Consider the following 23,616-nt stretch of genomic DNA (forward strand, 5'->3'; position numbering starts at 1 on the left):
ACGGTAAGGCTCTTTTCATACGACTATTAACAAACATGCTCATCCTTGCAATGAGGCTGTTGTAGCTCTCTCATATAGTTCTACATCTCTAGTTACATGAAATGCTTCTTCTTGATTGTAGATAACTAGATCAAATAGTCGCTTTACAGCTTCTTGGCCTAAGTTTTCCAAACTATCTGATGTTCCAACTGACGTTAAAGCAAGCGCTGAATGTTGTGCCATTTCTGTATTCCCAATTCCAACGATGCTAATATCTTCTGGAATATGATAACCTGCTTTTTTGTAAAAATCCATAAATTGTATTGCGATTTCGTCTGTAGCCGCCACTATGGCAGTTGGCTTTTTCTTTAAGGCTTGCAAGTTTTCAAATGCTTCAAATAAAGAGAACTTGTCTACATCTGTCACCACTAATCGTTTTTTGCGGATTTTAAAATTAGCTTCTTGTAAGGCTTGGACAAACCCAAGCAAGCGATCTTTCGTAGATGGACTGCTTAGCGTCCCTCCTACCCAAGCGATTTCTAAGTGACTGACATCAATTAAGTGTTTAGTAGCCAAATAGCCTGCTTCGATATCGTTCAAGCCAATAGAATGTTGGCTCGCTACACCACTTGAGTTTAATGCAACAAAAGGAATGGTTGAATCAATTAATTTCTCATAAACTACTTTATCGAGTAAAGAAGGAATTATAATGATACCATTCGGATTGCTTGAAAGCACAGTTTCATATGTTTCAAGTTCACATGATTCAGCAATGAAATGAATATTCACTTGATAGCCTTGTTCTTGTGCTGTGCTAATAATTGCAGGAACCGCGTTCATATAAATCGGATCATCTACAGCACCTACAATTAAGCTAATCGTTTTTATTTTAACAATTGGCGAAATTGGCTTTTCTGATTCAGCAGATGAATAATTCAATTCATTCACGGCATTCATAACTTTGTCATATGTTTCTTTTTTTACTTGGTCCGGTTTATTCAAAACTCGTGAAACTGTTGTTTGTGAAACACCTGCATATTTTGCTACATCAGTAGTAGATACCATGTCCATCACCCTGCCTTCTATTTTTTATAAAAATATTCATTTTATATTCACCCATTCATTATAGCACGAGTTGCTAAAAGACACATCATCAGACCTGTTCATTCGACTAATTTATTCATATCGATTGTATTCCTCAAAGTGTTAAAGTGTTTATTCATTAATGCAGAATAGTCGGTTGAATGCTTTCCAAGCGCTCAACTAATGGATTATTCATTGTAATTCACTTACTGAAATACAATGAATAATTGAACAGGGTTTTCTGAAGCAGGCTGAATGATTCGTTTCCAGCAAAAGAAACTTGGACAACTTGTATAAAGCTAGTTTATTTGCAAACAAAAAATCCTCGCTAAATAAGCGAGGGTTTTTTTATTTTATTCAAATGCTTTAGGATAAACAGTTTTAGCGACAAGTTGAACTGCTTCGCCAATTCTCGGTCCAGGACGAGATGTGATATCTGAATCTAAGAAAAAGACTTGATCATTTTTAACCGCTTCGATATCACTCCACCCTTCACGCGCTTTTATTTCTGTTATTGGATCTTCTGTATAGGACACAGTTGTTGTAATGATTTCTGGATTGCGCTGGATAACTTCTTCTTCTGAAATTTTTGGCCATCCTTCAAGGTCACCAAATAGATTTTCTACTTTAGCGTGATTTAAAATTTCTTGTTGGAATGTTTTCTGACCCGTTGTGTAAAGTTCAGGAGACGGACTAATTTCAAAATACAATTGTTTGTTTTCTTCAACAGCGGCTACTTTTTTTTGCACTTCTTCGATTTGCTGTTGAATCGTGCGATTAATCTCTTCTCCTTTATCTTCAAGACCCATAACTGTTGAGATTTGCTCAATATCACCATAGACATCTTCAAAAGATTGTGCAGATTCGATAACAAATACAGGTATTCCTGCTGCTTCTAATTCTTCATATCCAGTAGGTGCACCTGTTGAATAACCGATGACGACATCTGGATCTAATTCAATAATACGTTCAGCATTAAAAGAAATGGAATCAGAAACGCGTTCCACTTCAGCTGCTTCAGCCGGATAATTATCGTAATCGGTCGCACCAATCACTTTTTCGCCTGCACCAATCTCATATAAAATTTCTGTATTACTTGGAATTAGCGAGACCACCGTTTCTGGTACTGTCTCAAAAGTTAATTCGTTGTCCAAATCATCGGTAACAGTATAACTTGTTTGTTTTTCTGCTTCCGTTCCCGAATCTGTTTCAACTTCTTCTGCCACGTCAGACTGACATGCCCCTAAAGTTAATGCTACTGTTCCGATTGTTAAGTACTTGATTAACGATATTTTCATCATTTATTGGCCACTTCTTTCTTTTTGGGTTTTGTTGGATAAGATTTGCTAACGAATGGAACTTCTTCAACGCCACAATGTTGATTGACATACACGGTCATTGTAAAAAGAACATTGGCTAAAAGGTGAGTGTAGTTGAACAAAATTTCCGGCACATCTCGCTCTAGGCTTACTTTATGCAATGCGCGAACGGACTTTTTCGCTTCACTTCGACAAATATGCAATACAGTCGCGGCATGTGTACCTTGCGGCAAGACAAAATTGTCGATTTTGTCTTTTGTGAAGTTTACATAATAATCATACATGTCACTTAGTTCGATTAAATCTTCTTCTTGAATGGCTAGCTTTCCTCGTACTGAGCCATTTAAATGATAAACTTTCGGCTGAAGAATTTGTAAATCTCGTTGTACCACCTCTACTTCTTTTGTTAAAGACAATGCTTCGCCAATACGCGTAGTCAATGAATCGGTCCGTATCTCAAAATCTACTGTAGACACTGCTTCACGCATAAATGGATAACAAAGATACCTCATGTCTTTTTTCATCTTTTCACCTCACTTTTATTTGGTGAAAATCACTGCATTGAACGCTCTCGAAAACAACAAAAAGCCGCCCTTAAAAAGGGCGGCGGCATAGCTATTTAGAGACATACTCCAGCAGTCAAAAATAGAAACGTTGCCGTATGATTCCCTTATCTTCCGAAGAGTAAAAATACGTTCAAAAAAAGGTAGGTCTCCTGGCTTGTGCATCGATTTACTTTAAGAACCTTCCCGTTTAGTTGCTTGCACTAAACAGTGGTATTTTCTTATTTCATACGCACTTACAGTTGCGGAAACAGCCTCGGAATTTAACCGAGTTCCCTGTTACGCTGACGAATCAGCACCTTTTTTCTGCATGATTATTCACTTATTTTCAGTGTATCATAGTTTATAAGACAAAAGACATACTAAAAATCGTTTATTCCTGATCCATCAACAGCTTTACTTTTCTCGGTTCTGCGAAAACAATTCGTTTATGCCATCTTAAATAGGTAGCATGTTCAGGTGACACCGGTATTTTCATGCCTTTTTTAAGGCGATAAATTGGATACTGATCTTCTGGGATTCCACTTGAGATATGAAGACGCCCCCCACCGGTAAAAGCAATATGTCCGGCTGAATACAATGCGCTATGATTGGCACAAAGTAATACACCATTAAATGGATCTAATCGTTCCGCATCTGAGCTATCTTTCCATGGTTTAGCATGTGTTGCTCTTAATACGTCGCTAATAGCTATCCCACAAAGTGGGCATTCTCCGTTCCAAAGTGGCAATAAGCTTTCTCTGAATTGCTCTTTGCCTCTGCGCATTTTCGTTTTAATTTCAAGTTCAGCTTCTGCGATCAAGCTGAGTAACGGGTTGTGCTCGGTTTTTTTAATCACTTCCATCGATAATTCGAGTTGTTCTACTTCTATAGTGAAAATATTTAACGAACTAATCAATTCCAAAAATTTTATCGCCAATTCTTCGTTACATGGATATAAATAACCCGAATTCCCGCCGGCATCTTCTTGGAACGCTGAATATTTCACCGGTAATAACGGTTCGATTTCTTTAAAAAACTCTTTGATTGGTAAAGGATTTTCTAATTCTCGGTAAACAGTGTATGCCACTAACGCCTCTTCATCACCTCTCGTTTGATCTTCAAGGTTTTTTGGCTTTGTACCTTTTACACAATCCTCACGTACGCGACTGATAGCCACGACAAACCCTTTTACATAATGAAAAACAATATCGCCTTTTTTCACTTCTTTCATCCGATTCCATGAATGTGGCACCATTCCCGACTTATCTATTTGCGGAGTCCAAAGTACCCCTGCATTCTGTTCAGCGTGATAAGTCTCTCCTTGCATAACGATAAAACTATTCATAACTGCCTCCTATTAATGGTCATACTCTATCAAGCTTTTATGTAGTGAAGCCACTTATTTTAACTATATTTACTTCTTCTATTTTAACCTAAATCCACAACTTATGCTTTCAAGATTCCTTTATCAAAAAAAACAACCACTAAAAGTAAGTGGCTGTTTTGCACAACTATAAAGCGCTAATTGCTTCTGCTTGAGTAACTTCAATATAAACCGTAACTTGATTTCTTCCGCTCCGCTTAGACTGAAAAAGTGCTTGGTCTGCTTCGCCGATCAGTTGATCCAAGGTTTTGTTAGCTGAGTATAAACTAATTCCCAACGAAACCGTTAAATTGCCTTTTGGTTGCAATTCTTGTCCGTCAAACGGATATCTCTCAATTTCTGTCCGAACTTTTTCAGCAATCTCTAAAGCTTTACGTTCATCAAACGGTTGAGCGATACAAATGATAAACTCTTCTCCACCGTAGCGTGCGACAAAATCGTTTGGTCTCGTATTGTCTTTCATCAATTGCCCAATAGAGCGAAGCACTGCGTCACCTTTTTGGTGACCATGTGCATCATTATAAGATTTAAAATAATCGACATCCAGCATAATAATCGCGATAGGCACATCGTTAGAAACGAAGGTTTGAATTTCCTTTCTAAAAAATCGCATATTGGCAAGCTGGGTCAGGGGGTCCTGATTTGAATGCACTTCGAGTTCTTTTCTCAACAAGACATGATAGTTTTCGCCATTTGTCATTAAGCCCATCACAAGTACCGCAATTCCTGCAAAAATCGCCATTGGGACAATAATCGATAAAGTTGCCGGAGTCGTAACGAGCATTAAAGCGGATTTGATTACTTCAAAAACTAGCAAGCCGATCATCATTCTTTTAAGGTCGATCAATGAAAAAAACTTATTCGTTTTTTGCTTATTGCGAAACAGGCTGCCGATGATTACCGGTAAAAGTATCGCTTGTAAAATTCCCATAATAGCCGTTGGTCCGCCTAAATAATAGCGAAATACAGATGGGAAGATAGAAGATAACAACCCAACCTTCCAGCCACCAATATACGAGATGAAGTAAAGTGCCACTTCACGTAAATCTAGTCTCATACCCATATACAAATAAGGTTTATGCATCACAGAGAAAGTCAAAAAACTAATAAATATGATACTCAAAAACACAAGTCGTTTAGATTCTGTTAGGTCCGGGAACCAAAATTCTTTTACTTTTAATGCGATATACAATAACGCAATGATTAATGCCATGTTTTCGAGAAAGAAAAAAAGCAATGTAGCCATAAAACAACTCCTAAAAACCTCTAATAGTATTAGTTTACAATTTATATGTCAAAAAATACAGATAAAATACATTATTATAGGAGTATTTTATTATAAAAAACTCTTTAGCAACCATTTCATATGGTTCGCTAAAGAGTTTAGATTAATTTCGACATATAATATTCGTTTACAAATTCGCTGTTTATATGGAGTGAATCTCGTTTTACCCCTTCGATTTTAAACCCCATTTTCTCATACAAGGCAATAGCTTTTTTATTTTGTGCAATCACCGTCAATTCAATTCGACGAAGTGCATTTGCGGTTGCCCACTTTTCCATCGCGAATAATAGTTTCGTACCTATTCCACTGCCACGAACATCTTGATGCACCCCAATTACAAGATAAGCAGAATGTTGTTTTCGTTTTATGTTTTCTCTAATTACAACTAAATAACCGATTAACTCATTTTGGTTTTCCGCTACGAACACCGTCGATTTTTCGTCCATCGACAAAAGACCTTTCTGAAGTTGTCCACTTGTAATTTTTCGTTCACCTGGTTCAAACAGCATAAGATTAGATTCTTCTACATGTTGCATGAGTGCTGCCAATTGCTCTGCATCAGCTTGTACTGCTTTTCTTATCGTCATGTTCACGCTCCTCACGTTTTTCAAATAACTTCTGGTTCCACTACTTGCTCTTTTTTAGATCCTCTCACAAACACCCCTGTATAAACAAGTACTGTCCCGATCATCAACAAAACACCGATGTACACGGACATCATTGTCGGAATAAGAAATGCACCAATGATTATAGTTGACCGCGCCAATAGATCTGCCCCGCTAAAAGAAACATTGGAAAAAGCGGAATACGATCCTCTCTTGTCTTCTGGAATCATGTTCGCCATTTCTGCATTGCGAACAGGAGAGTAAACCAGTTCACCGATTGTTCCGATAAAATTAAACAATAGTAATAAATACCAACTATTTGCGGAAGTGATGGTAATATAGCCTATGCTGTAAAGAAGAAGACCTGTTAACAAGACATGTTGTTTCGCAAAACGGTCTGTAAATTTATTGACCATAAATGTTAGACACACAACAAGTAACATGTTTTGAATATTCATCAAACTTAACATGCGCACACCTGCAACTTCAAAATCTCCAATGTTAAATGTTTCAAAGCTTTCTGCTAATCGGACACCAATATAGCTGTTTAATGAAAATTCTGCTGAAAAAATAAACATAGAACCAATCACTACTTTAACAAAAGGGCGATCTTGGAATGCAACTTTGTAGTTTTGCAGTAAATCGATTACAACGTTGCGGTGTTGTTGTTTTAAGCTTTGAACTCGTTCGTCATTTAACCAAATGTGATAAGCGATAGGCAAACACCCTGCTGTAAAGGTTAATACTGCAAATAACTCAATTTGGTGATTCAGATATAACAGTCCTCCGAGTGCTGCACCAATCGCCATTGATAAATTAACCATCCAATAATCGATAGCATAAATTGCTTTGCGGTTTTCCGGCGTGGTCGAATCGATAATGATGGCATGCATGGCAGGACGCCCAAGACTGCTTGTGACAATAAACAATACATAAGCGAATGCAAAAAGACCAATCCATCTATCTGTGGGGATTAAGCTAATCGACATAAGTAAAAACATAAGCGCACTTAGTGAAGACGTCGTTACCAATACTTTTTTTCGAGGAAAGCGATCGGATATATAGCCACCAATCATATTTACAAAAAATCCAATAAACACGGTAATGATTAAAAAGGAGCCTGCCCATACTTTGCTCATCTCTTGTGCGAAAAACAAAGCCATAAATGGCATGACCGCTGACGCTACAGCTCGGTTAAAAAAAGATGTGATTAAACGTACTTTAATATTTTGTGGATAGTCTTTCCATTTCATCTTGTCAGCCCCCTTTGTCTTATGTATATTAAACTAGACGGAAAACACTAAAAATAGACAATTTTTATAATTATGTCCACTTTTAAAAGGAGGCTTTATGGAACAGAGTCTTTTAACTTTATGGCAAGCTGTGCCTACAGGCAATGTAAAACAAGTCCAGCTAGCAGATCAGCTTGGGTTGAGCAGTAAACAAACTGCACGTCTTCTTCGTAAATGGTCAGATGAAGGATGGTTTACGTTTACTTCTGGTCGTGGGAGAGGCAACTCTTCCTTTATACAATGGCAGAAGAATGTAGAAGAACACTACGAAAAACAAATGCTTAAACTAATAGAAGAAAAGTCTATTGAAACTGCAAGTAAGTATTTATTATATGATTGGTCGCCAGAAGTTAAGCAACGTCTTTTACATAATTTGCGATCTAATTTTGGCTATGTTCAAAATAGTACAGGTAACAACGATAAGCTCATCATTCCAAGAAAATATCCATTCTTAACACTTCATCCGTTATACGCTGCAGATATTCACAGTGCAAATATGGTCGCAAATGTCTATAGTCGCCTCATTTCTGTAGATGAAAACGGGACTGTAACCCCTGAACTTGCACATAGCTGGGACGTCACAACTACGCATCTCCGCTTGTATTTGAGAAAAGAAGTGTATTTTCATGATGGCTCGTTCTTAACAGCCACAAATGTCGTAGACTGTTTAAATCGACTACGCCATGACCCTTCTTATGTCGACTTATGGAAACCCATCAAATCGGTATCAGCTAATGGAGCTTCTATTGTTGATATTTCATTTCCAAACGGCTGTAGCTATTGTTTGCATATGCTTGGCATGATTAATGCCAGTATTTATAAAGAAACACCTCATCAAACAATCGGCTCTGGTAGCTTTTATGTCTCAGAAAATAATGAAAGCAAAACCACTCTACAGGCATTTGGTCACCATTTTCAACAACGTCCGCTTATCGATCTTGTGGAATTTATACAAGTATCCGGAGATTTTGATATTGCTTATCGCTCTTCATGTGAAGCGATAGAAGAAACTTTTCAAGTAGAAAGTGATTCAGGATTCGGCGTTGTTATTTTAAATGCTTTTAAAAATTCACCAATCAGTCAAAAAGAAGTTCGTGATTATGTTCATTACGCCATTGCAAAGCATCGCCATAAAATAGGACATTACCACACCCGAGCTATGCCCAACCATTACAGCTGCTTAATCGGACAAGAGCAGCGACCTATCACATTGCCCTGCCCAAAGCGACCACATCTAGAGCAACCGTTAATCATTAAAGCGGCAAACTATACAGATGGTGCTACTCGTTGGCTAAAAGAAGCACTTGAAAGTGAAGGGATTTGGGTTGAGATACAATGGATGTCATTTCAAGATAAATTAACAGATACAAAGACAGATCAAAAAGCTGATCTTTTTGTACATGGTGAAGTATTTGAAATGAATCAAAATTTCTCGTTTTTTTATTTTTTAGCCAATGGCCATTCTCCTTTAGCGACCATTATGAAGTCCCAACCACGGTTTAATAATTATTTAGCACAATATGCGGCTACGCCATTTAATGAATGGACTAGGTTAAACCTGCAAATGGAGCAAGACTTAATCACTTCATCGATCATGCTGCCAATTTATTACGAAAAACGGCATATTCCCTTTTCTATCGATGTCATGAACATCACCATTAGCCATTTTGGTTATGTGGATTTTTCTAAGCTATGGGTTCGTCCAGTCAGGATAAACTAATACAAAACAAGGCCATCACGCAAATAACGTGATGGCCTTGTTTTAAAGAGCAGTTAAGTTAACCGTTAAAATAGCATAAAGACTTAAGCTAAGTATGTTAAACAGCACTAGGTTCAATTTCAAATCGCCTTTAATACCAATTAACGCTGCTCCTACACCTAAAATACTCAATAAGCTTGGCAAATACAAATGAACATTTAACAAAAACTCAAGCGGTCCCCTGGAACCAATGAATCGCTGCTAGGGCAAGCGGTAGCAAGGTCAGGAGACAAATGCTTGCTGAAATGCACGAAAAGCATTTCTCATTCATAAGAACACCACCTTTAACTGTTCATTCTTTTTGCCATGGCACCGAGAGTTGAAAACTTCTGTAGCTTACTGATATAAATTGTGAATCTGTATACACTGGATTGCTGAAAATCACTTGAAATCTATGTTTAAATACGAAATAACGATAAAAAGCTTTAATATTCTTTTGTATGATGAGAAAAAGTCTTTAAACCTATATAAATGGCTTATTAAAAGAAAATTCAGTTATCAACTATCACTATTAGACTACAACCATTCCTACTATTTGTAAACATAAAAACACTAATTTAATATTTTTAATGCACACTTTCTAGCAATGCTTTTCAAAATTTTGTATGCTTTGAATAAAAAAGAACCCTTAATGGGTTCTAAAGTGGTAAGTTGAATTTTTCTAGTAACTCTTTTAAAGCGGGTCTACTATTGCCATCACGTCCAACAACAACTTCTGCTGTGATCAAGGAATTTAACACTGCTTCTTCTGTAGCTTCTCCAACTGCTCTAAAAGCTTCGTCAATATCTTCTTCGTGTATTGTGTCGATCGTTAAAGTATGTTGAGGTTTTGTATGTGGTATTTTATTGGCTGTGGAAAACCCGAGAACAATCTCGCCGCTACCATTGGTAATAATTGAACCTGTTCGTGAAAGCCCTGTTACAGAACGTTTTAAAATCCGATTTAGTTGCCGTTCCGACACCGGCAAATCTGTAGCGACAACAACCATAACTGAACCTTTGTCTTGTTCTTTAAGTGATTGTAAAATTTGTTTTTTCAACTTTTTGCCGATAGGGTTTCCACCAACCGTTAAATCACTTAACATACCAAAGTTTGATAGTAAAAGTACCCCTACTGTATAATTTCCATTCGTTAGTTCGACCATTCGTGAAGCTGAACCTATTCCGCCTTTAAGTGAATAACACAACATGCCCCTCCCTGCGCCAACTGCTCCTTCTTCAAACTCTACACTAGTTTCTTCAAGTGCACGTCGCACATGCTCTTCTTTAACAAAGCGACCTCGTACATCGTTTAAAAACATATCATTGCATTCTCCAACTACTGGATTGACAGTGCCAGTTGTTCTGCCAATATCCTCGTTTTTATCTAGCATATACTCAATAACGGCATTGGCGGCTGTTCCAACGTTTAATGTATTCGTTAGCGCAATGGGTGTTTCAAGCACGCCCAGTTCAGCTAATTGAATGGTGCCCATCGTTTTTCCAAAGCCGTTTATAACATGACTCGAAGCAATTAATTTCTCATGAAACAAATCTCCTTGATGGGGCTTAATGACGGTTACACCTGTTTGCATATTGCCTCTACTTAACGTAACTTGCCCCACTGTAACACCCGCTACATCTGTTATTGCGTTTAATTTCCCTGTTTTCAACACGCCAATTTCTACACCGTAATCTCGAATTCGTTTTTGGTTTTTCAAATCACCACTCCTTGTCTTTTATTTTTTTAAATCCATTATGTAAAAGAGCTCTTCACCATCATACAACGAGCAAGTTAGTTGAAGGAGAGTTTTCTGTTTATTCTAGCGAATCGGCTATAGTAACTAGTCTCCTAAAAATTGCGCCCACGTGTTAAAATTCATTTATGTAGTAATCCATAAGGCAATAGATAACTAGTAACGGAGGTTGCATTTATCGAAAGTTTATATTTTGTACTAGAGTTCTTTTTCCTGTTATTGATCAATTTAGCGGTTGGTGCACTTGGTTTTATACCAAGTGTTTTAATAACGGCTGTAAATATTCAATCTTTCGGTCTTTATGGTGGTGCTTTTTTAACTTTTGTTGGTGAGATTGTAGGTGCTTTACTCGGATTTTATCTTTACCGCTATGGCTTTTCGAAAGTCGACCCAAAATGGATGCGGCATCGTTTTTGGTTAAAACTCCAACAACAATCTCCAAAACAAGTTTTTGGCATGGTTGTTTTACTTCGACTTCTCCCTTTTATGCCATCAGGACTTGTTACAGCTGGTGCAGCACTAACACCCATTAGCGGAAAGTTATTTTGGCTCGGAAGTACTATCGGTAAAGTTCCAGCCGTCATGTTAGAATTGGCTGCGGTTTACGGTATTACACAACTAGCTCCTAAAAGCGTTCAGTATGCGCTGTTTGGCTTTGTGCTATTTGTTTCACTCGTACTATGGTTAAAGTCAAAAAAGCAGAAAAATCCCCCATCAATGGACTGATTGATGGGGGTTTCTCTCTTTAATATACTTTGTCACCATTGAAAATCGAATTTTTCACAATGACATAATCTACGTTACGGATTGCTAACAATTGATCTCCACCAGCATATGAAATGGCCGATTGCAGATCTTGTTCCATTTCTACTAGTGTATCTTTTAAAGATCCTTTGTACTCTACATACATTTTCTTGCCTTCAACGTTTTTCTTTTCACCTTTTTGAAACTCAGAAGCAGATCCGAAATACTCTTTTAATACTTTGCCATCCTGTTCAATCGTTTGACCCGGTGATTCTTCATGTCCTGCAAAAAGCGATCCAATCATAACCATTGATGCTCCAAAACGTACCGATTTCGCAATGTCACCATGGGTACGAATTCCGCCATCCGCAATGATGGGCTTGCTTGCTGCTTTGGCACACCAGCGCAGAGCTGCTAATTGCCATCCGCCTGTACCAAATCCTGTTTTGATCTTTGTAATGCATACTTTTCCTGGTCCGATTCCAACTTTTGTTGCGTCCGCTCCAGCGTGCTCGAGTTCACGTACAGCTTCAGGCGTCCCAACGTTCCCTGCAATCAAAAAGCTGCCTGGCACTAAATTTTTTATATGTTTGATCATGTTGATCACAGCATTCGAGTGTCCGTGAGCTACATCAATTGTAATATATTCTGGAGTAATTTTTTCATCTGCTAATTGTTGAACAAATTCATATTCTTCTGGTTTTACACCAACGCTAATCGACGCATAAAGCCCACGCTGTTGCATATCTTTTGTAAAACCAATTCGTTTTTCAGGTTCGAATCGATGCATAATATAAAAATAATTATTTTTGGCTAAATAACCTGCTAGTTTTTCATCCACAATTGTCTGCATATTTGCAGGAACAACTGGCAACTTAAAAGTACGGCCACCAAATTCAATTGATGTATCGCATTCTGAACGGCTATTTACTACCGCTTTTGCAGGAACTAGTTGAATATCTTCGTAATCAAATACATTTTCCATAAATTACACCCCTATAACCGAATGATATACTCAAATAACTTAAAAATGTTCGTCCATATGATAATGTACTTGATTTTGCTAGCGATGTCAAAAAACTAAAATGATTTTTCCATTTAGTTTTAAAATTCACCTGGATATTCTTTACTAAGCTTCTCTACCAATTGACTTCTTACATATGGATTATACAGCCATTCTTCTTCTAATAATCCTTTATACCCTGCGAGTTTATTGGCGGAATTTACTTGTTCGTATGCCATCAAAATACCTTCTTCGTAATAATAAAACTCACTTGTCTCAGCTATTTTTTCTGCTTTTTGCACTGTTTCGTATGACAGCTTTGGGTCAACAAGAAGGTATACTTCTGCTAACAACAATAAATCGTCAACTAGAAATTCTTCCTGATCCATTTCGATCTTGTCGTTTAGCACTTCAACAGCAACATCAACTTTTTCTTGAGCAAGCATTATGTCTACTAATAACCAGTCGGCCGCATCTACATCATAAATATCTCCAGATTCTCGAATGTTTTCAACCGTTTTTAAAGCAGCTTTGTAATTTTTCATCTCTAATTGTTGATAGCCCAAGTCAAGCCAATCTGCTATTTGTTGCTGATTTGCTAATAATTGTTCGAGAAAAATTTCTTCATATTCTTCTATATCCATGTTAATCGTTTTTTCTAAGTTTTTATAAAATCCACCAATTGATTGTGACTGTAAAAGCTCGGGAATAATCTCTTCACCATATACATCAACTATAGATTCCACCGCCAAAAAACTTTGCGCATAAGGATCATATGTATCCGTAGCTGCCTGATCATAATCCTCTTGACTATCGAGGTCGTGAAAATCAATTGTCTCTATATTTTCTAAGTCATACCATATGCTTGATTCACCAGCAAAATAATCAGCAACTCCTTCTTCAAACCAAGAAGGAATTCGTGTTATTGACAACAAATGCTGATTTGAAAAAAGATGGCTTTGGTAATGTGAGTATTCGTGTACTAAGATTAGTTCCCAATTCTCGTCTGTTGGGACTAAGTGAATTCTTTTATTGCCTAAATCGTAATACCCTGCAACTTCTTCTGAACCATAACCCAATTCTAGTGAAGCATAATTTTCGTGAAACTCGATTGTTAAGCCACCCTCATCTCGTGTACCGAGAGTCGAATGGAACTGCTCTCGTTCTAACTGCAACAACGCATCCATTTTTTCAATCTCATTTTTATTGTTTTCTGGATAAAAGTAAGTAACCCCATTTTTTTCGGTTTTTAACAGAGCCGCTTGGGAAGGAACATCAAATATTCGTGAGGCGAACACCCTAATTTTTTTATCGGAACTTTGACTTTCATCACCCGTTGTATACACCGCAAATGAATTAATAAGACCAATCGTTGTTACGACAAGTCCCAGTAAAATAGAAAAAGTCATTAAGCCGGCTGCTTCAGTAACAGTAGTAAATTTCATCAACTCCAGCTTTCCTTTTACTACACCAACAATACTGGCGATAAAAAGAAACGTACAGACCACTAGGAATACCCCCGAAATTACTACCCCTCCAAGCAACCCTTGATTAAATACGAGGAAAAATGCCATATACGTGCAGATAACCAGTAAAATAAATTGTTTAAGTATATTTTTCATTGCGGCCTCCGGTAATTTTTATAGATAGGGACATGCTTAACATTAGTTGGATAAGCCCTCAATCTTTTCTATATATTAACAGTTATAAAAATGAATAAATAGTCTTACTTTACTGAATTCAATACTATTTTTTTAGACATAAAAAAACTGACCGCATAATGCGGTCAGTTAAATTTCGGAACTTAATACAATTTGACCTTCAGGTAACTCATTTCCTGTTTTAGGTTCAAGTGTAATGGCAATTGTATCCCATTCTTCTGAAGTCGTTTCTAGTTGATAATAACTTGCACCTTCTCCGTTTGGATTAGGTGAAAATGCACCTGCTGGTATCGGCTTTCCATCTTTGATCAGCCATACTTGGTAAACTTGACTAGCTTCTAATTCAGCTAATCGGTCTGCTTGTACGACTAGATTTAACAAGCCTTCTTCTTCAATCATCGCTGCTGTTGCAGTACCTGTAAATGCTTCATTTGGCTGAAGTTCAATGGATTGAATTGCAGTTTCTGTTCCTGCAGGTTGATCTGACAGCTGGTAAAAGGCATAACCATTACCTAACAGCGACATTAACAACACAGCTGCAAGAAGCGGTTTCCAAACATTTTCTTTACGTCTCTTTTTATGAATAGGTATTGGAGACATTGCTGGTTTTAATGCTTTTGGCTGGTCGTTTTGTTCTACTGTTTCGTCAAATACATTCGACAAAATGCGTGCTTTCATATCTGTTGGTGGTTCCACTGGATCTGCAAGATAAGGGAGCTGACCAGTTGCTTCTACTATTTCCTGGCATTCTGTACATGTTGTTAAATGTTGTTCAAATTGCTGATTTTCTTCTGCTGTTAAAGTACCATTTAAGTAATCTACTAAGTAATCACAATCTATATTAGTCATCGTAAGCCCCCCTTTCCTGCATCCCATGCAGTGATGTTTTTAATTTTTTTAACGCTAATCGTATTCGACTCTTAACAGTTCCCAGTGGAATGTCACACATATCCGCGATTGTTTCATGTGTATGTCCTTTAAAATAAAACAGATCAATCATTTTTTGTTGTTCCGCAGATAAATGTTGAACAGCCATTTCAATCTGTGTTTTCTTTTCTTGCCATACGACTTGTTCTTCAACAGGCTCATCATTGCTAACCATTTGGCTCGCCTCTTCAATTGGAACAGTAGGTTTTTTTCTTTTTCGGATCAAGTCAATGGCTGTATTTTGTGCCATTCTGAATAGCCAAGACGAAAATTTCCCCTTACTTTCGTCATATACCCCTTTACCGCGCCAAATTTTGATAAATACTTCCTGTAATGCTTCTTCGGCTAATCCTTTGTCTTCAAGCATTTTATAAAGAAAAGAGAAAAGGATTTTTTCGTAGCGGTCGTATAATTCTTCAAGTGCATCTTTATCTTGTTTATTGACACGCAAATACAAGCTTGTATCGGTACTTTTTTCCATCCCCTGTCTCCTTTTTTACTTATTTCGTATTACTACCTTACTATACTTCCCGCTACAGGAAAATCTTTTCTTTTCATAAAGCTTTTATTAATTGATTTACAGAAACCACAAGCTCTAGTTTCTTTTGATTCCTTACTTACACTACGTATAAAAAGGCTATTTAGTTCACTATATTCGAAAAATCAAGCTTACTTTTCATCTTATGTATAATTTTCATATAGTAAAAAAGCAAAATAGCCGAAGGCCATCCTGCTTTTTAGCTAGATTCTTATTTTGTATTTAAACATTCAATCGTTAAGAAAAGTCCACCATAATAGGAAGTAACTTTTTCCACCTTTAAACCTGAACGTTTAACTAATTCAAGCGTATCCCGGTCTAAATGACAACCGTCACATAGCTTTTTCCAAACCGGTGTTACAACTTCTTGGGCTTTTCCTATTGCTTCTTGATCCATTTTAACATGCTCAAACAGTAGCACTTTCGCACCTGGTTTACTCACCCGCTGAATTTCCTGGAGCGCTTTTATCGGATATGGAATTGTACAAAAAACCAATGTCGCAACGACTGAATCAAAACTGTTATCTTCAAATGGTAATTTTTCAGCACGCGCCTCGTACGTAAAAATTGGTGTACGCGCGTTTTTTATTCGTTTCGCTGCGTGTTTGCTCATTTGTGGATTTGGTTCAATCGCATCTACTCTTTCAGCGCCACGGTAATAACGAAAATTGGCTCCTGTGCCAAAACCAATTTCTATCACTCTGCCTTGCGCTTTCTGAACAAGATTAGCCCGTATCTTTTCAAAACGAGTTTTCTCTAATGGTTTCATCGCAATATCATATAATACAGGAAATAACTTAGACATAATCGTTCAACTCCCAATTGGATTAACTTATATTTTTATCGAAAAGTGAATAGAAAAGATTTTTTCGGATAAACATTTACCTGAAAAACCGACAACTCCTTATATAGAAGTTGTCGGTTTTCACGTCGTTATTTTTTTGTGTCATTAACAAATGGTCCGTATTCGCTGCGACCATGTTGAACAGACAACCATTTTAAGGTTGTGAACTCTTCTAATACCCATTCTCCGTTAAAGCGGCCTAGACCTGAATCTTTTTCGCCACCAAACGGCATATGTGCTTCATCGTTTACTGGCTGATCGTTAACGTGAATCATACCCGTGTGAATTTGATGCGCGATATTTGTGCCGCGTTCAATATTTCCAGAATGAACAGCTCCGCTCAATCCAAATGGATAAGCATTTGCCATTTCAATCACTTCTTCATCATTATCAAAGGGGATCAAAATTGCTACTGGTCCGAAAATTTCATTTTTCGCAAGCGGCATGTCGTTTGTCACGTCAGTTAATACTGTAGGCTCTAAAACATTCCCATCGGCCTTGCCACCAAGACGCAATTTAGCACCTTGTTCGACAGTCGCATCAATGTCTTTAAGGATACGATCTACTTGATCACGGTTGATTAAGGGTCCGACTTGAGCGCCTTCTTCAGTAGGATTACCGAATTTCAGTCTTCCCGCTCGGGCAGTAAACTGTTCTGCAAATTCTTCATATAAATTACGGTGTACAAAAATACGATTAATAGACATACAAATTTGACCTTGGTGATAAAATTTGCCGAATAATGCAGAATCTACCGCTTGGTCAACATTCGCATCGTCTAACACGATAAAATTATTGTTCCCACCAAGTTCTAACGCCGTTTTCTTTAATGCGCCTCCAGCCAACTCTCCGATGTGCTTTCCTACTGGTGTAGAACCCGTAAAGGAAATCAATCGAGGAATTGGGTGGGTTACGATGTCGTCACCTATTTCTGAGCCACGTCCAACTACTACATTTAATAAGCCTTTCGGCAATCCAGCTGCTTCAAAAATACTTGCAAATAATAATCCACCTGTTACAGGTGTATCTGTTGCCGGTTTGATAACAACTGCATTACCTGTTGCAATTGCAGGTGCAATCGAACGAATTGCCAAATGGAACGGGAAATTCCAAGGACTAATAATGCCGATAACACCAATCGAATTGCGATACACTCGATTTTCTTTACCTGCTTGTCGAGATGGCAGTATTTTACCTTCCATTCGGAAAGGGAAAGTCGTTGCTTCCTTGAGAATATTTACCGACACGCCAAATTCAGCAGTTGCTTTAAACACTGTGCTACCCGCTTCTTTAACAAGCCAATCGATAATCAATTCTTTGTTTTCTTGCATGACTTCTAATGCTTTTTCCAATACTTCTTGTTTCTTTTGTGGCAATTCTTTCGACCATGCAACTTGTGCTTTTGCTGCTGCTTTATAAGCTTTATCTAAATCACTTTTGTCAGCAGCTTGCGTTGCAACTAGCTCTTCGCCTGTGAATGGATTGGTATTTTTCATCTGGCTATCACTAGATCCGGTAGTCCATTCACCATCTATATAAATCTTCGAATAATCGGTTTTCATCTAATCAACTCCATTCTTCATAGTTTAAGGTTGTTGTCTTGGACGAATTAAAATCTCATTAACATCTACGTACGATGGCTGCTCTACTGCATATGAAATTGCATTCGCAATATCCTGAGCTTGAAGCATCGTCATCTTGCCGCCTTCTTTAAAGCTATTTAATACATCTTCATCGGTAATGGTATTTGTCAGTTCTGTTTCTACTGCTCCTGGGGACACAATGGTCACGCGGATTTCGTTTGCTGGGTCAATTTCTTGGCGCAAGCCTTCCGAAATGGCACGAACTGCATATTTTGTACCACTGTATACTGCACTTCCTTTAAAGACTTGGTGACCTGCTACCGAAGATACGTTAAGAATATGACCAAATTTCTGCTTTTCCATAATTGGTAAAACAGCAGCGATTCCATAAAGAACCCCTTTGATATTCACATCAACCATCTGATCCCACTCATCTATTTTTAACTTATTCATAAATGACAATGGCATTAAGCCTGCATTATTTACCAGAACATCAATACTTCCAGTTTTTTCTAACGTGGCTTCTGCAAGAGACTTCATCTCATCTGCAGACGTTACGTCCGTCACTTTGTATTGTGCTGAACCGCCAGCATCTTCGATTTCTTTTTTTAATTCTACTAAACGATCTTCTCGTCTTGCAGCTAGCATGACATGATACCCTTTTGCAGCTAGCTCTTTTGCTGTTGCTTGGCCAATCCCACTACTGGCTCCAGTAATAATTGCTGTTTTTGTCATTCAAGCTCAACTCCATTTCAATTTTTTAGTGCGTGATCCAAAAAGTATTCATTTAGTAAATACATCTTAACTGTTTACCCACAGAACCTCGCAGTTTAAACAAAACAGTGAAAATATGCATCTCAATTAAGTTTTCATATGTTATAATTTTCACAAGATGGGGGTGTTTATATGCGGAAAATTTCACCTGAAGAACGTCAAATGATGCGACGCTCTTACGCAGAAAAAATTATGAATACGGTACGCACTAAAGGATTTATCACGTTAACTATTCAAGATTTGGCGCGTTTAATGGGTATTAGTCGTGCTTCACTGTACAATTTTTTCGCATCTAAAGAAGACATCATCCAAGAAGTAATTGAAATTTATATTGATTATTTAACAAGATCAAATCAGTTTATCAATAACCCGCGCTATCCATACATTCGACGGCTACCAGCGGTCTTTGAACAATCTGTTTTTTCTACCGTCTATGCTTCAGAAATTTATATGACTGAGCTAAAGTCAGAATGTCCGAGTTATTATGAACGACAAATAAAAGTGGCGAATGAACGACTTGAAATTCTCCTTAGGTTTTATGAAAATGGCATAAGTGATGGTGATTTCAATCCACTTATTCCTCTTCTAATCATCGAACAAGATGAAGCTGCTCTGCAAAAGATTTTAAACTCTTCCTTTTTAGTAGATAAAGGAATATCACTAGAAGAAAGTATGTATGGCTATTACGAAATGATGAAACACCGTTGCTTCACGCCTACTGCTTTAAAAGCTGGAAAAGACGAATATATAGAAAAAGCCGTGAGAGTTATTGTTAACCAATTAGGTAAAAATTCGGATATCCTTACCCATATAGATAAATGAAATGAGTTTTTAACAAAGCGTACACATAAAAATTGTTTCAAGAATTCCTGACTCTCTTTTTATCAAAGAGGAGTGCAAAAGTTTGGATTTTTGAATCGACGGGAATAGAATAGAACAATAGAATTTAAACAACCCTAAATAATTGTTTAATAATTCTGACAAAAAGAATATACTATATTATAACCCCCGGGAAAAGGAGATGGTCAAAATGAACCTAGACTCAATAAGAGGCTCGAGCATGATTGTAAAGATGGCACGTGCATTAGTAGAGGACGGTTGGTTATTTACCCCTAATGAATTCGATGTCATCGTAAAAGCGGAACATAAGGAAACAGGCGAAGCCATCTCTTTTAACTCAATTGGCAACTTGAAAAGATGGATGTATGAAAAAGCACTCAGCTATTAAATGGCATTACACGTAAAAACCTCGAACGCCTATTCGGCATTCGAGGTTTTTACTATGCATTATAACATTTTAGATTTCTTACATAACTCCGCTTTAATGCCCTGCTTTTTCAGATTTTCAACGATTTCACTAGCTTTTTGGATTTTTCCGATTGTACAACATAAGGTCCCACTCATCTTCATCATCCTCCAAAAACTTTTATAGTCATAGTATACATAGTAAATGTGAACAAACTATTACCAAATTGAAAAATCTGAAAAAATTCGGACGAATTAAAGGCGGATCGATGATTATGAAAAGAAAATGGTTAAACTTACCCTACATCACTAAACAAAGCCATTATTTCTTCTTCTGTCCGAGCATTCAGGATTTTGTCGATATTTTCTTCTTCCGAACACACGATAGCAATATTTGAAAGAATGTCCAAATGTTCATTGTTTTTACCTGCAATGCCGATTAAGATTTTCGCCATGTTGCCTCCACCGAAATCTACGCCTTCGGGCACGGTAACTACTGAAATGCCCGTCTGCAATACATTGGCTTTCGCGTCTTCGGTGCCATGAGGAATTGCTAGACTATTCCCCATAAAAGTAGTGGCCATTTCTTCTCGTTCGAGCATCTTGTCAACATATTCTGCATCTACATAACCATTGGCTACTAAGATTCCACCAGTAAACCGGATGCCTTCCTCCATCGTAGCGATTGAAACATTTAATTTAATGTTTTCACGGTCTAAGACTGCTTTTGCCAATTTGATCCCCCCTCTTTAAAATTCTTTGTTTCAGCATTTATTTTTTTAGACGCTGTGTTAATTTATCGTATTCCGGGCTGTTCATGAAGTTTTCTACTGAAATATGTTCTGCTTGTGGCAGTTTTTCTTTTGCCCGTGGAGTTAAATCTTTATGAGTGACTACAATATCAGCGTCTTCCGGTAACTGACTTATAGCGGTATTAGTAACTGGAATATCAATATTTTCTTTTTTAAATTTGTTTTTCAGTATGGATGCACCCATAGCACTTGACCCCATACCGGCATCACAAGCGAAAACAACACGCCGTACATCTTCAGTGGCTTTCCCACCAGGAGTTGATGTTACTGCTCCGGCTTCGTGCAACACATCACCATCAGAAGTAGTTGCAGCACCTGGAGTTAAAAATTCACTAGCAGAGCTTTTTTTACCTTTCATTTCTTCCATCTTGCCAGTGGCAGCTGTTAAATCTTCTTCAACGTCTTTAGTTGTTTTTAATATAATCGATGCAATGGTAAAAGAAACAGCTGCAGCAACTACAACGCCAAGAACCACGCCTACATAGTTTCCTTGTGGAGTTAGCGCGAGCAATGCAAAAATGCTACCAGGAGCTGGTGTTGCAACGAGTCCTGCATCAAGTAAAACGAAAGTGAAAACTCCACTCATCCCACCACCGATAACTGCTAATACTAATAACGGTTTCATCAATACGTATGGGAAGTAAATTTCATGAATACCGCCGAGAAATTGAATGATGATCGCACCTGGTGCAGAGCTTTTAGAAATACCTTTACCAAAAACAGTAAATGCTAACAAAATCCCTAGTCCGGGCCCAGGATTTGTTTCCAGCAAGAACAAAATTGATTTTCCGGCAGTTGCCGCTTGTTCTACACCAAGCGGGCTTAAAAACCCGTGATTGATCGCATTGTTAAGGAACAATATTTTTGCTGGTTCGATAACAATACTAGCTAATGGTAATAGTCCATTATTGACTGTAAATTCTACTCCACTTGCTAAACTGTTGACTAATGAATTTACAATTGGACCAATACCAAGAACTGCAACACCTGCCAGTGTTGCACCTAATATGCCGGCAGAAAAAGTGTTATAAAGCATTTCAAATCCAGCACGAATTTTATCTAAAAAGAGTTGGTCAATTTTTTTCATAAGATACCCAGCAAGCGGCCCCATAATCATGGCACCGAGAAACATTGGAATATCTGATCCTACAATAACCCCCATTGTGGCTGTTGCTCCAAGAACACCACCACGAAAATCATAAACAAGTCGTCCACCGGTAAAACCGATTAGTAATGGTAGCAGATAAATAATCATCGGACCGACAAGTGCAGCGAGCGGTTCGTAAGGCAACCAACCAGCAGGAATAAATAGTGCAGTGATAAGACCCCAAGCGATAAATGCGCCAATGTTCGGCATGATCATGCCACTTAAATGACTTCCGAATCGTTGGATTCGTGCGCGATTTCTACCTTCAGCCATATAAATCCCTCTCTTCTAAAATTAGTTGTATGAAACAACAAGACGAGTGCAGAGAATTCTTACGAACATAATAAGTTTCAATAGTACGAATAAAAAACACATAGCCAATAAGTAGGATTCCAATTTGTCGGCTTTCAAGAAAATAAACTAATCCATTTCCCCCTTTCCATAACACACTCATGTATTATGAGAACCCTTTCACTAAAATAATATCATATTATTTACTCTAAATGTTCTTTTTATCTGAATAATCAGTCTTTTTATTATATTTATTTTCCTGGAAAAGCAAATAAATCAGACAGTAAACGTTGTTTACCGTCTGATTTTAGAGTAAAAGCGAGTTCATTAAGTTGTTTTTTACTAATAGAGCGTTGAAAAGACTAATCCACCTTTTTTAGTTAAATAGACTTTAACTCCTCAACATTCGAATTATAAAAAATAGCACACTCCCAAATATAACCGTTAAAAAAACTGGTTCAAAAGCTGTTCCCAAACCAATTGCCTTGCCAGTAGCAATACGAGTACTTTGAAAAATTATAAAGCTAAACAACAAGATTATTTCATTTTTTAATACGTTCACCATTAATCTTCCATTTTTATATTGGGTTCTTCTATTTTCTTCAGTAAGATTCAAGTAATTATATAAATGTGGATACTTTTCGAGTATGGTCATACCCACCCATAAAACCACTCCTATTAATGGTAAGAGAAATAGTTCTTGTTTATTGTCTATACGATTTACTTCTCCTGCCTCGTTATAATGAACAGGTATTTTTTCAGGCATTAAATTCCATTGGGTAAACAAAAAACCGATTACAAAAACAAAAGTGAATAATGAAAATGCATTAAAAAATTTTTCGAAAACTGATCTTTTAATTTCAATGGTTTGGTGTTTATTCATATAACCCACCTTTTTAACATAACTTGTCAACAACATTAATGGACTTTCTTCATCTACTTCCATACTCATCCATGTTAGGAATATAATTTACATTTTTTGAACTTCTATCCTCTTATTCCATCTGATTTGTACTATAATAAAAAGAAAGTAATGATATTTCAAATAGCTAAAGGAGGT

General features: G+C 37.4%; 23 protein-coding genes and 1 riboswitch. Of the genes, 4 read left to right on the plus strand and 19 right to left on the minus strand.

Translation table 11 applies throughout. The annotated features are described in order from the left end of the window. Positions 1 to 39 precede the first annotated feature (39 nt). The 7 genes from GPDM_RS05170 to GPDM_RS05200 all read right to left on the minus strand — a co-directional run bounded on the left by GPDM_RS05170 (position 40) and on the right by GPDM_RS05200 (position 7,453). Positions 40 to 1,050, minus strand: a complete 1,011-nt coding sequence (locus GPDM_RS05170; protein WP_008429654.1) for a LacI family DNA-binding transcriptional regulator — start codon at positions 1,048 to 1,050, stop codon at positions 40 to 42. Positions 1,051 to 1,415: 365 nt separating this feature from the next. Then, the gene (locus tag GPDM_RS05175) at positions 1,416 to 2,363 is read right to left on the minus strand and encodes an ABC transporter substrate-binding protein (protein ID WP_008429657.1); all 948 of its coding nucleotides are present in this window, start codon (positions 2,361 to 2,363) and stop codon (positions 1,416 to 1,418) included. After that, positions 2,360 to 2,905, minus strand: a complete 546-nt coding sequence (locus GPDM_RS05180) for a hypothetical protein (RefSeq protein WP_008429659.1) — start codon at positions 2,903 to 2,905, stop codon at positions 2,360 to 2,362. The genes GPDM_RS05175 and GPDM_RS05180 overlap by 4 nt, the downstream gene beginning before the upstream one ends. Before the next feature lie 164 nt (positions 2,906 to 3,069). Beyond that, positions 3,070 to 3,263, minus strand: a riboswitch (cobalamin riboswitch). Between the two features lie 54 nt (positions 3,264 to 3,317). Further along, entirely contained in the window at positions 3,318 to 4,271 is a 954-nt protein-coding gene (locus GPDM_RS05185; protein WP_008429660.1) for an HNH endonuclease, read from the minus strand. A 166-nt stretch (positions 4,272 to 4,437) separates the two neighbouring features. Next, complete coding sequence (locus GPDM_RS05190; RefSeq protein ID WP_008429662.1) at positions 4,438 to 5,556, minus strand: GGDEF domain-containing protein; 1,119 nt, start codon at positions 5,554 to 5,556, stop codon at positions 4,438 to 4,440. 137 nt (positions 5,557 to 5,693) lie between these two features. Next, a complete protein-coding gene (locus GPDM_RS05195; RefSeq protein ID WP_008429664.1) occupies positions 5,694 to 6,182 on the minus strand; it encodes a GNAT family N-acetyltransferase in 489 nt (162 codons plus the stop codon). A 20-nt stretch (positions 6,183 to 6,202) separates the two neighbouring features. Then, positions 6,203 to 7,453: an MDR family MFS transporter gene (locus GPDM_RS05200; protein ID WP_008429666.1), complete on the minus strand. Its 1,251-nt coding sequence runs from the start codon at positions 7,451 to 7,453 to the stop codon at positions 6,203 to 6,205. A gap of 97 nt (positions 7,454 to 7,550) precedes the next feature. Here GPDM_RS05200 and GPDM_RS05205 point away from each other — a divergent pair, with 97 nt between their 5' ends. Then, positions 7,551 to 9,212: an ABC transporter substrate-binding protein gene (locus GPDM_RS05205; RefSeq protein ID WP_008429668.1), complete on the plus strand. Its 1,662-nt coding sequence runs from the start codon at positions 7,551 to 7,553 to the stop codon at positions 9,210 to 9,212. A gap of 42 nt (positions 9,213 to 9,254) precedes the next feature. Here the strand turns inward: GPDM_RS05205 and GPDM_RS16865 are convergent, their stop codons facing one another. Both GPDM_RS16865 and GPDM_RS05210 read right to left on the minus strand, forming a co-directional pair. Continuing rightward, on the minus strand, positions 9,255 to 9,416 hold the full coding sequence (locus tag GPDM_RS16865; RefSeq protein WP_008429669.1) for a hypothetical protein: 162 nt from the start codon (positions 9,414 to 9,416) through the stop codon (positions 9,255 to 9,257). Between the two features lie 473 nt (positions 9,417 to 9,889). Further along, the gene (locus GPDM_RS05210; protein WP_008429671.1) at positions 9,890 to 10,951 is read right to left on the minus strand and encodes a DmpA family aminopeptidase; all 1,062 of its coding nucleotides are present in this window, start codon (positions 10,949 to 10,951) and stop codon (positions 9,890 to 9,892) included. A gap of 255 nt (positions 10,952 to 11,206) precedes the next feature. On the opposite strand from GPDM_RS05210, the gene GPDM_RS05215 reads away from it, so the two are divergent. Next, the gene (locus GPDM_RS05215) at positions 11,207 to 11,713 is read left to right on the plus strand and encodes a TVP38/TMEM64 family protein (RefSeq protein ID WP_008429674.1); all 507 of its coding nucleotides are present in this window, start codon (positions 11,207 to 11,209) and stop codon (positions 11,711 to 11,713) included. 19 nt (positions 11,714 to 11,732) lie between these two features. Here the strand turns inward: GPDM_RS05215 and guaC are convergent, their stop codons facing one another. From guaC to GPDM_RS05250, 7 genes are all read right to left on the minus strand, one after another. Next, positions 11,733 to 12,716, minus strand: coding sequence for a GMP reductase (gene guaC, locus GPDM_RS05220; RefSeq protein ID WP_008429675.1), 984 nt, complete (start codon positions 12,714 to 12,716; stop codon positions 11,733 to 11,735). Between the two features lie 119 nt (positions 12,717 to 12,835). Further along, positions 12,836 to 14,356, minus strand: coding sequence for a gluzincin family metallopeptidase (locus tag GPDM_RS05225; RefSeq protein WP_008429677.1), 1,521 nt, complete (start codon positions 14,354 to 14,356; stop codon positions 12,836 to 12,838). Between the two features lie 168 nt (positions 14,357 to 14,524). Next, the gene (locus GPDM_RS05230; RefSeq protein ID WP_008429679.1) at positions 14,525 to 15,244 is read right to left on the minus strand and encodes an anti-sigma factor; all 720 of its coding nucleotides are present in this window, start codon (positions 15,242 to 15,244) and stop codon (positions 14,525 to 14,527) included. Further along, positions 15,237 to 15,803: an RNA polymerase sigma factor gene (locus GPDM_RS05235; RefSeq protein WP_008429681.1), complete on the minus strand. Its 567-nt coding sequence runs from the start codon at positions 15,801 to 15,803 to the stop codon at positions 15,237 to 15,239. The genes GPDM_RS05230 and GPDM_RS05235 overlap by 8 nt, the downstream gene beginning before the upstream one ends. Positions 15,804 to 16,071: 268 nt before the next feature. After that, positions 16,072 to 16,665 carry a class I SAM-dependent methyltransferase gene (locus GPDM_RS05240; protein ID WP_008429683.1) on the minus strand — a complete coding sequence of 198 codons (594 nt, stop codon included), beginning with the start codon at positions 16,663 to 16,665 and terminating at the stop codon, positions 16,072 to 16,074. Between the two features lie 128 nt (positions 16,666 to 16,793). Next, positions 16,794 to 18,266: an aldehyde dehydrogenase family protein gene (locus GPDM_RS05245; RefSeq protein ID WP_008429686.1), complete on the minus strand. Its 1,473-nt coding sequence runs from the start codon at positions 18,264 to 18,266 to the stop codon at positions 16,794 to 16,796. Positions 18,267 to 18,290: 24 nt separating this feature from the next. Continuing rightward, a complete protein-coding gene (locus GPDM_RS05250) occupies positions 18,291 to 19,022 on the minus strand; it encodes an SDR family oxidoreductase (protein WP_008429688.1) in 732 nt (243 codons plus the stop codon). Positions 19,023 to 19,193: 171 nt separating this feature from the next. Between GPDM_RS05250 and GPDM_RS05255 the strand changes: the two genes are divergently transcribed. Together GPDM_RS05255 and GPDM_RS16730 are read left to right on the plus strand one after the other, a co-directional pair. Further along, on the plus strand, positions 19,194 to 19,883 hold the full coding sequence (locus tag GPDM_RS05255) for a TetR/AcrR family transcriptional regulator (RefSeq protein ID WP_008429689.1): 690 nt from the start codon (positions 19,194 to 19,196) through the stop codon (positions 19,881 to 19,883). Positions 19,884 to 20,121: 238 nt separating this feature from the next. After that, positions 20,122 to 20,289 carry a hypothetical protein gene (locus GPDM_RS16730; protein ID WP_008429691.1) on the plus strand — a complete coding sequence of 56 codons (168 nt, stop codon included), beginning with the start codon at positions 20,122 to 20,124 and terminating at the stop codon, positions 20,287 to 20,289. 313 nt (positions 20,290 to 20,602) lie between these two features. Here GPDM_RS16730 and GPDM_RS05260 read toward each other — a convergent pair whose 3' ends face one another. The 3 genes from GPDM_RS05260 to GPDM_RS05270 form a co-directional block, all read right to left on the minus strand. Then, positions 20,603 to 21,040 (minus strand): PTS mannitol transporter subunit IIA, encoded by a 438-nt coding sequence (locus GPDM_RS05260; protein ID WP_008429695.1) that lies wholly within the window; start codon positions 21,038 to 21,040, stop codon positions 20,603 to 20,605. 37 nt (positions 21,041 to 21,077) lie between these two features. Then, complete coding sequence (locus GPDM_RS05265) at positions 21,078 to 22,538, minus strand: PTS mannitol transporter subunit IIBC (protein ID WP_008429697.1); 1,461 nt, start codon at positions 22,536 to 22,538, stop codon at positions 21,078 to 21,080. Between the two features lie 409 nt (positions 22,539 to 22,947). Beyond that, complete coding sequence (locus GPDM_RS05270; protein ID WP_008429699.1) at positions 22,948 to 23,502, minus strand: DUF1648 domain-containing protein; 555 nt, start codon at positions 23,500 to 23,502, stop codon at positions 22,948 to 22,950. Between the last annotated feature and the right edge of the window lie 114 nt (positions 23,503 to 23,616).

It is taken from the genome of Planococcus donghaensis MPA1U2, from assembly GCF_000189395.1.
Lineage (GTDB): Bacteria > Bacillota > Bacilli > Bacillales_A > Planococcaceae > Planococcus > Planococcus donghaensis_B.

Bases quoted from the DNA above. Each gene is read 5' to 3' on its own strand.
- GPDM_RS05170 (WP_008429654.1), bottom strand. From the start codon at position 1,050: ATGGACATGGTATCTACTACTGATGTAGCAAAATATGCAGGTGTTTCA.
- GPDM_RS05175 (WP_008429657.1), bottom strand. From the start codon at position 2,363: ATGATGAAAATATCGTTAATCAAGTACTTAACAATCGGAACAGTAGCA.
- GPDM_RS05180 (WP_008429659.1), bottom strand. From the start codon at position 2,905: ATGAAAAAAGACATGAGGTATCTTTGTTATCCATTTATGCGTGAAGCA.
- GPDM_RS05185 (WP_008429660.1), bottom strand. From the start codon at position 4,271: ATGAATAGTTTTATCGTTATGCAAGGAGAGACTTATCACGCTGAACAG.
- GPDM_RS05190 (WP_008429662.1), bottom strand. From the start codon at position 5,556: ATGGCTACATTGCTTTTTTTCTTTCTCGAAAACATGGCATTAATCATT.
- GPDM_RS05195 (WP_008429664.1), bottom strand. From the start codon at position 6,182: ATGACGATAAGAAAAGCAGTACAAGCTGATGCAGAGCAATTGGCAGCA.
- GPDM_RS05200 (WP_008429666.1), bottom strand. From the start codon at position 7,453: ATGAAATGGAAAGACTATCCACAAAATATTAAAGTACGTTTAATCACA.
- GPDM_RS05205 (WP_008429668.1), top strand. From the start codon at position 7,551: ATGGAACAGAGTCTTTTAACTTTATGGCAAGCTGTGCCTACAGGCAAT.
- guaC (WP_008429675.1), bottom strand. From the start codon at position 12,716: ATGGAAAATGTATTTGATTACGAAGATATTCAACTAGTTCCTGCAAAA.
- GPDM_RS05225 (WP_008429677.1), bottom strand. From the start codon at position 14,356: ATGAAAAATATACTTAAACAATTTATTTTACTGGTTATCTGCACGTAT.
- GPDM_RS05230 (WP_008429679.1), bottom strand. From the start codon at position 15,244: ATGACTAATATAGATTGTGATTACTTAGTAGATTACTTAAATGGTACT.
- GPDM_RS05235 (WP_008429681.1), bottom strand. From the start codon at position 15,803: ATGGAAAAAAGTACCGATACAAGCTTGTATTTGCGTGTCAATAAACAA.
- GPDM_RS05240 (WP_008429683.1), bottom strand. From the start codon at position 16,665: ATGTCTAAGTTATTTCCTGTATTATATGATATTGCGATGAAACCATTA.
- GPDM_RS05245 (WP_008429686.1), bottom strand. From the start codon at position 18,266: ATGAAAACCGATTATTCGAAGATTTATATAGATGGTGAATGGACTACC.
- GPDM_RS05250 (WP_008429688.1), bottom strand. From the start codon at position 19,022: ATGACAAAAACAGCAATTATTACTGGAGCCAGTAGTGGGATTGGCCAA.
- GPDM_RS05255 (WP_008429689.1), top strand. From the start codon at position 19,194: ATGCGGAAAATTTCACCTGAAGAACGTCAAATGATGCGACGCTCTTAC.
- GPDM_RS16730 (WP_008429691.1), top strand. From the start codon at position 20,122: ATGATTGTAAAGATGGCACGTGCATTAGTAGAGGACGGTTGGTTATTT.
- GPDM_RS05265 (WP_008429697.1), bottom strand. From the start codon at position 22,538: ATGGCTGAAGGTAGAAATCGCGCACGAATCCAACGATTCGGAAGTCAT.
- GPDM_RS05270 (WP_008429699.1), bottom strand. From the start codon at position 23,502: ATGGAAGTAGATGAAGAAAGTCCATTAATGTTGTTGACAAGTTATGTT.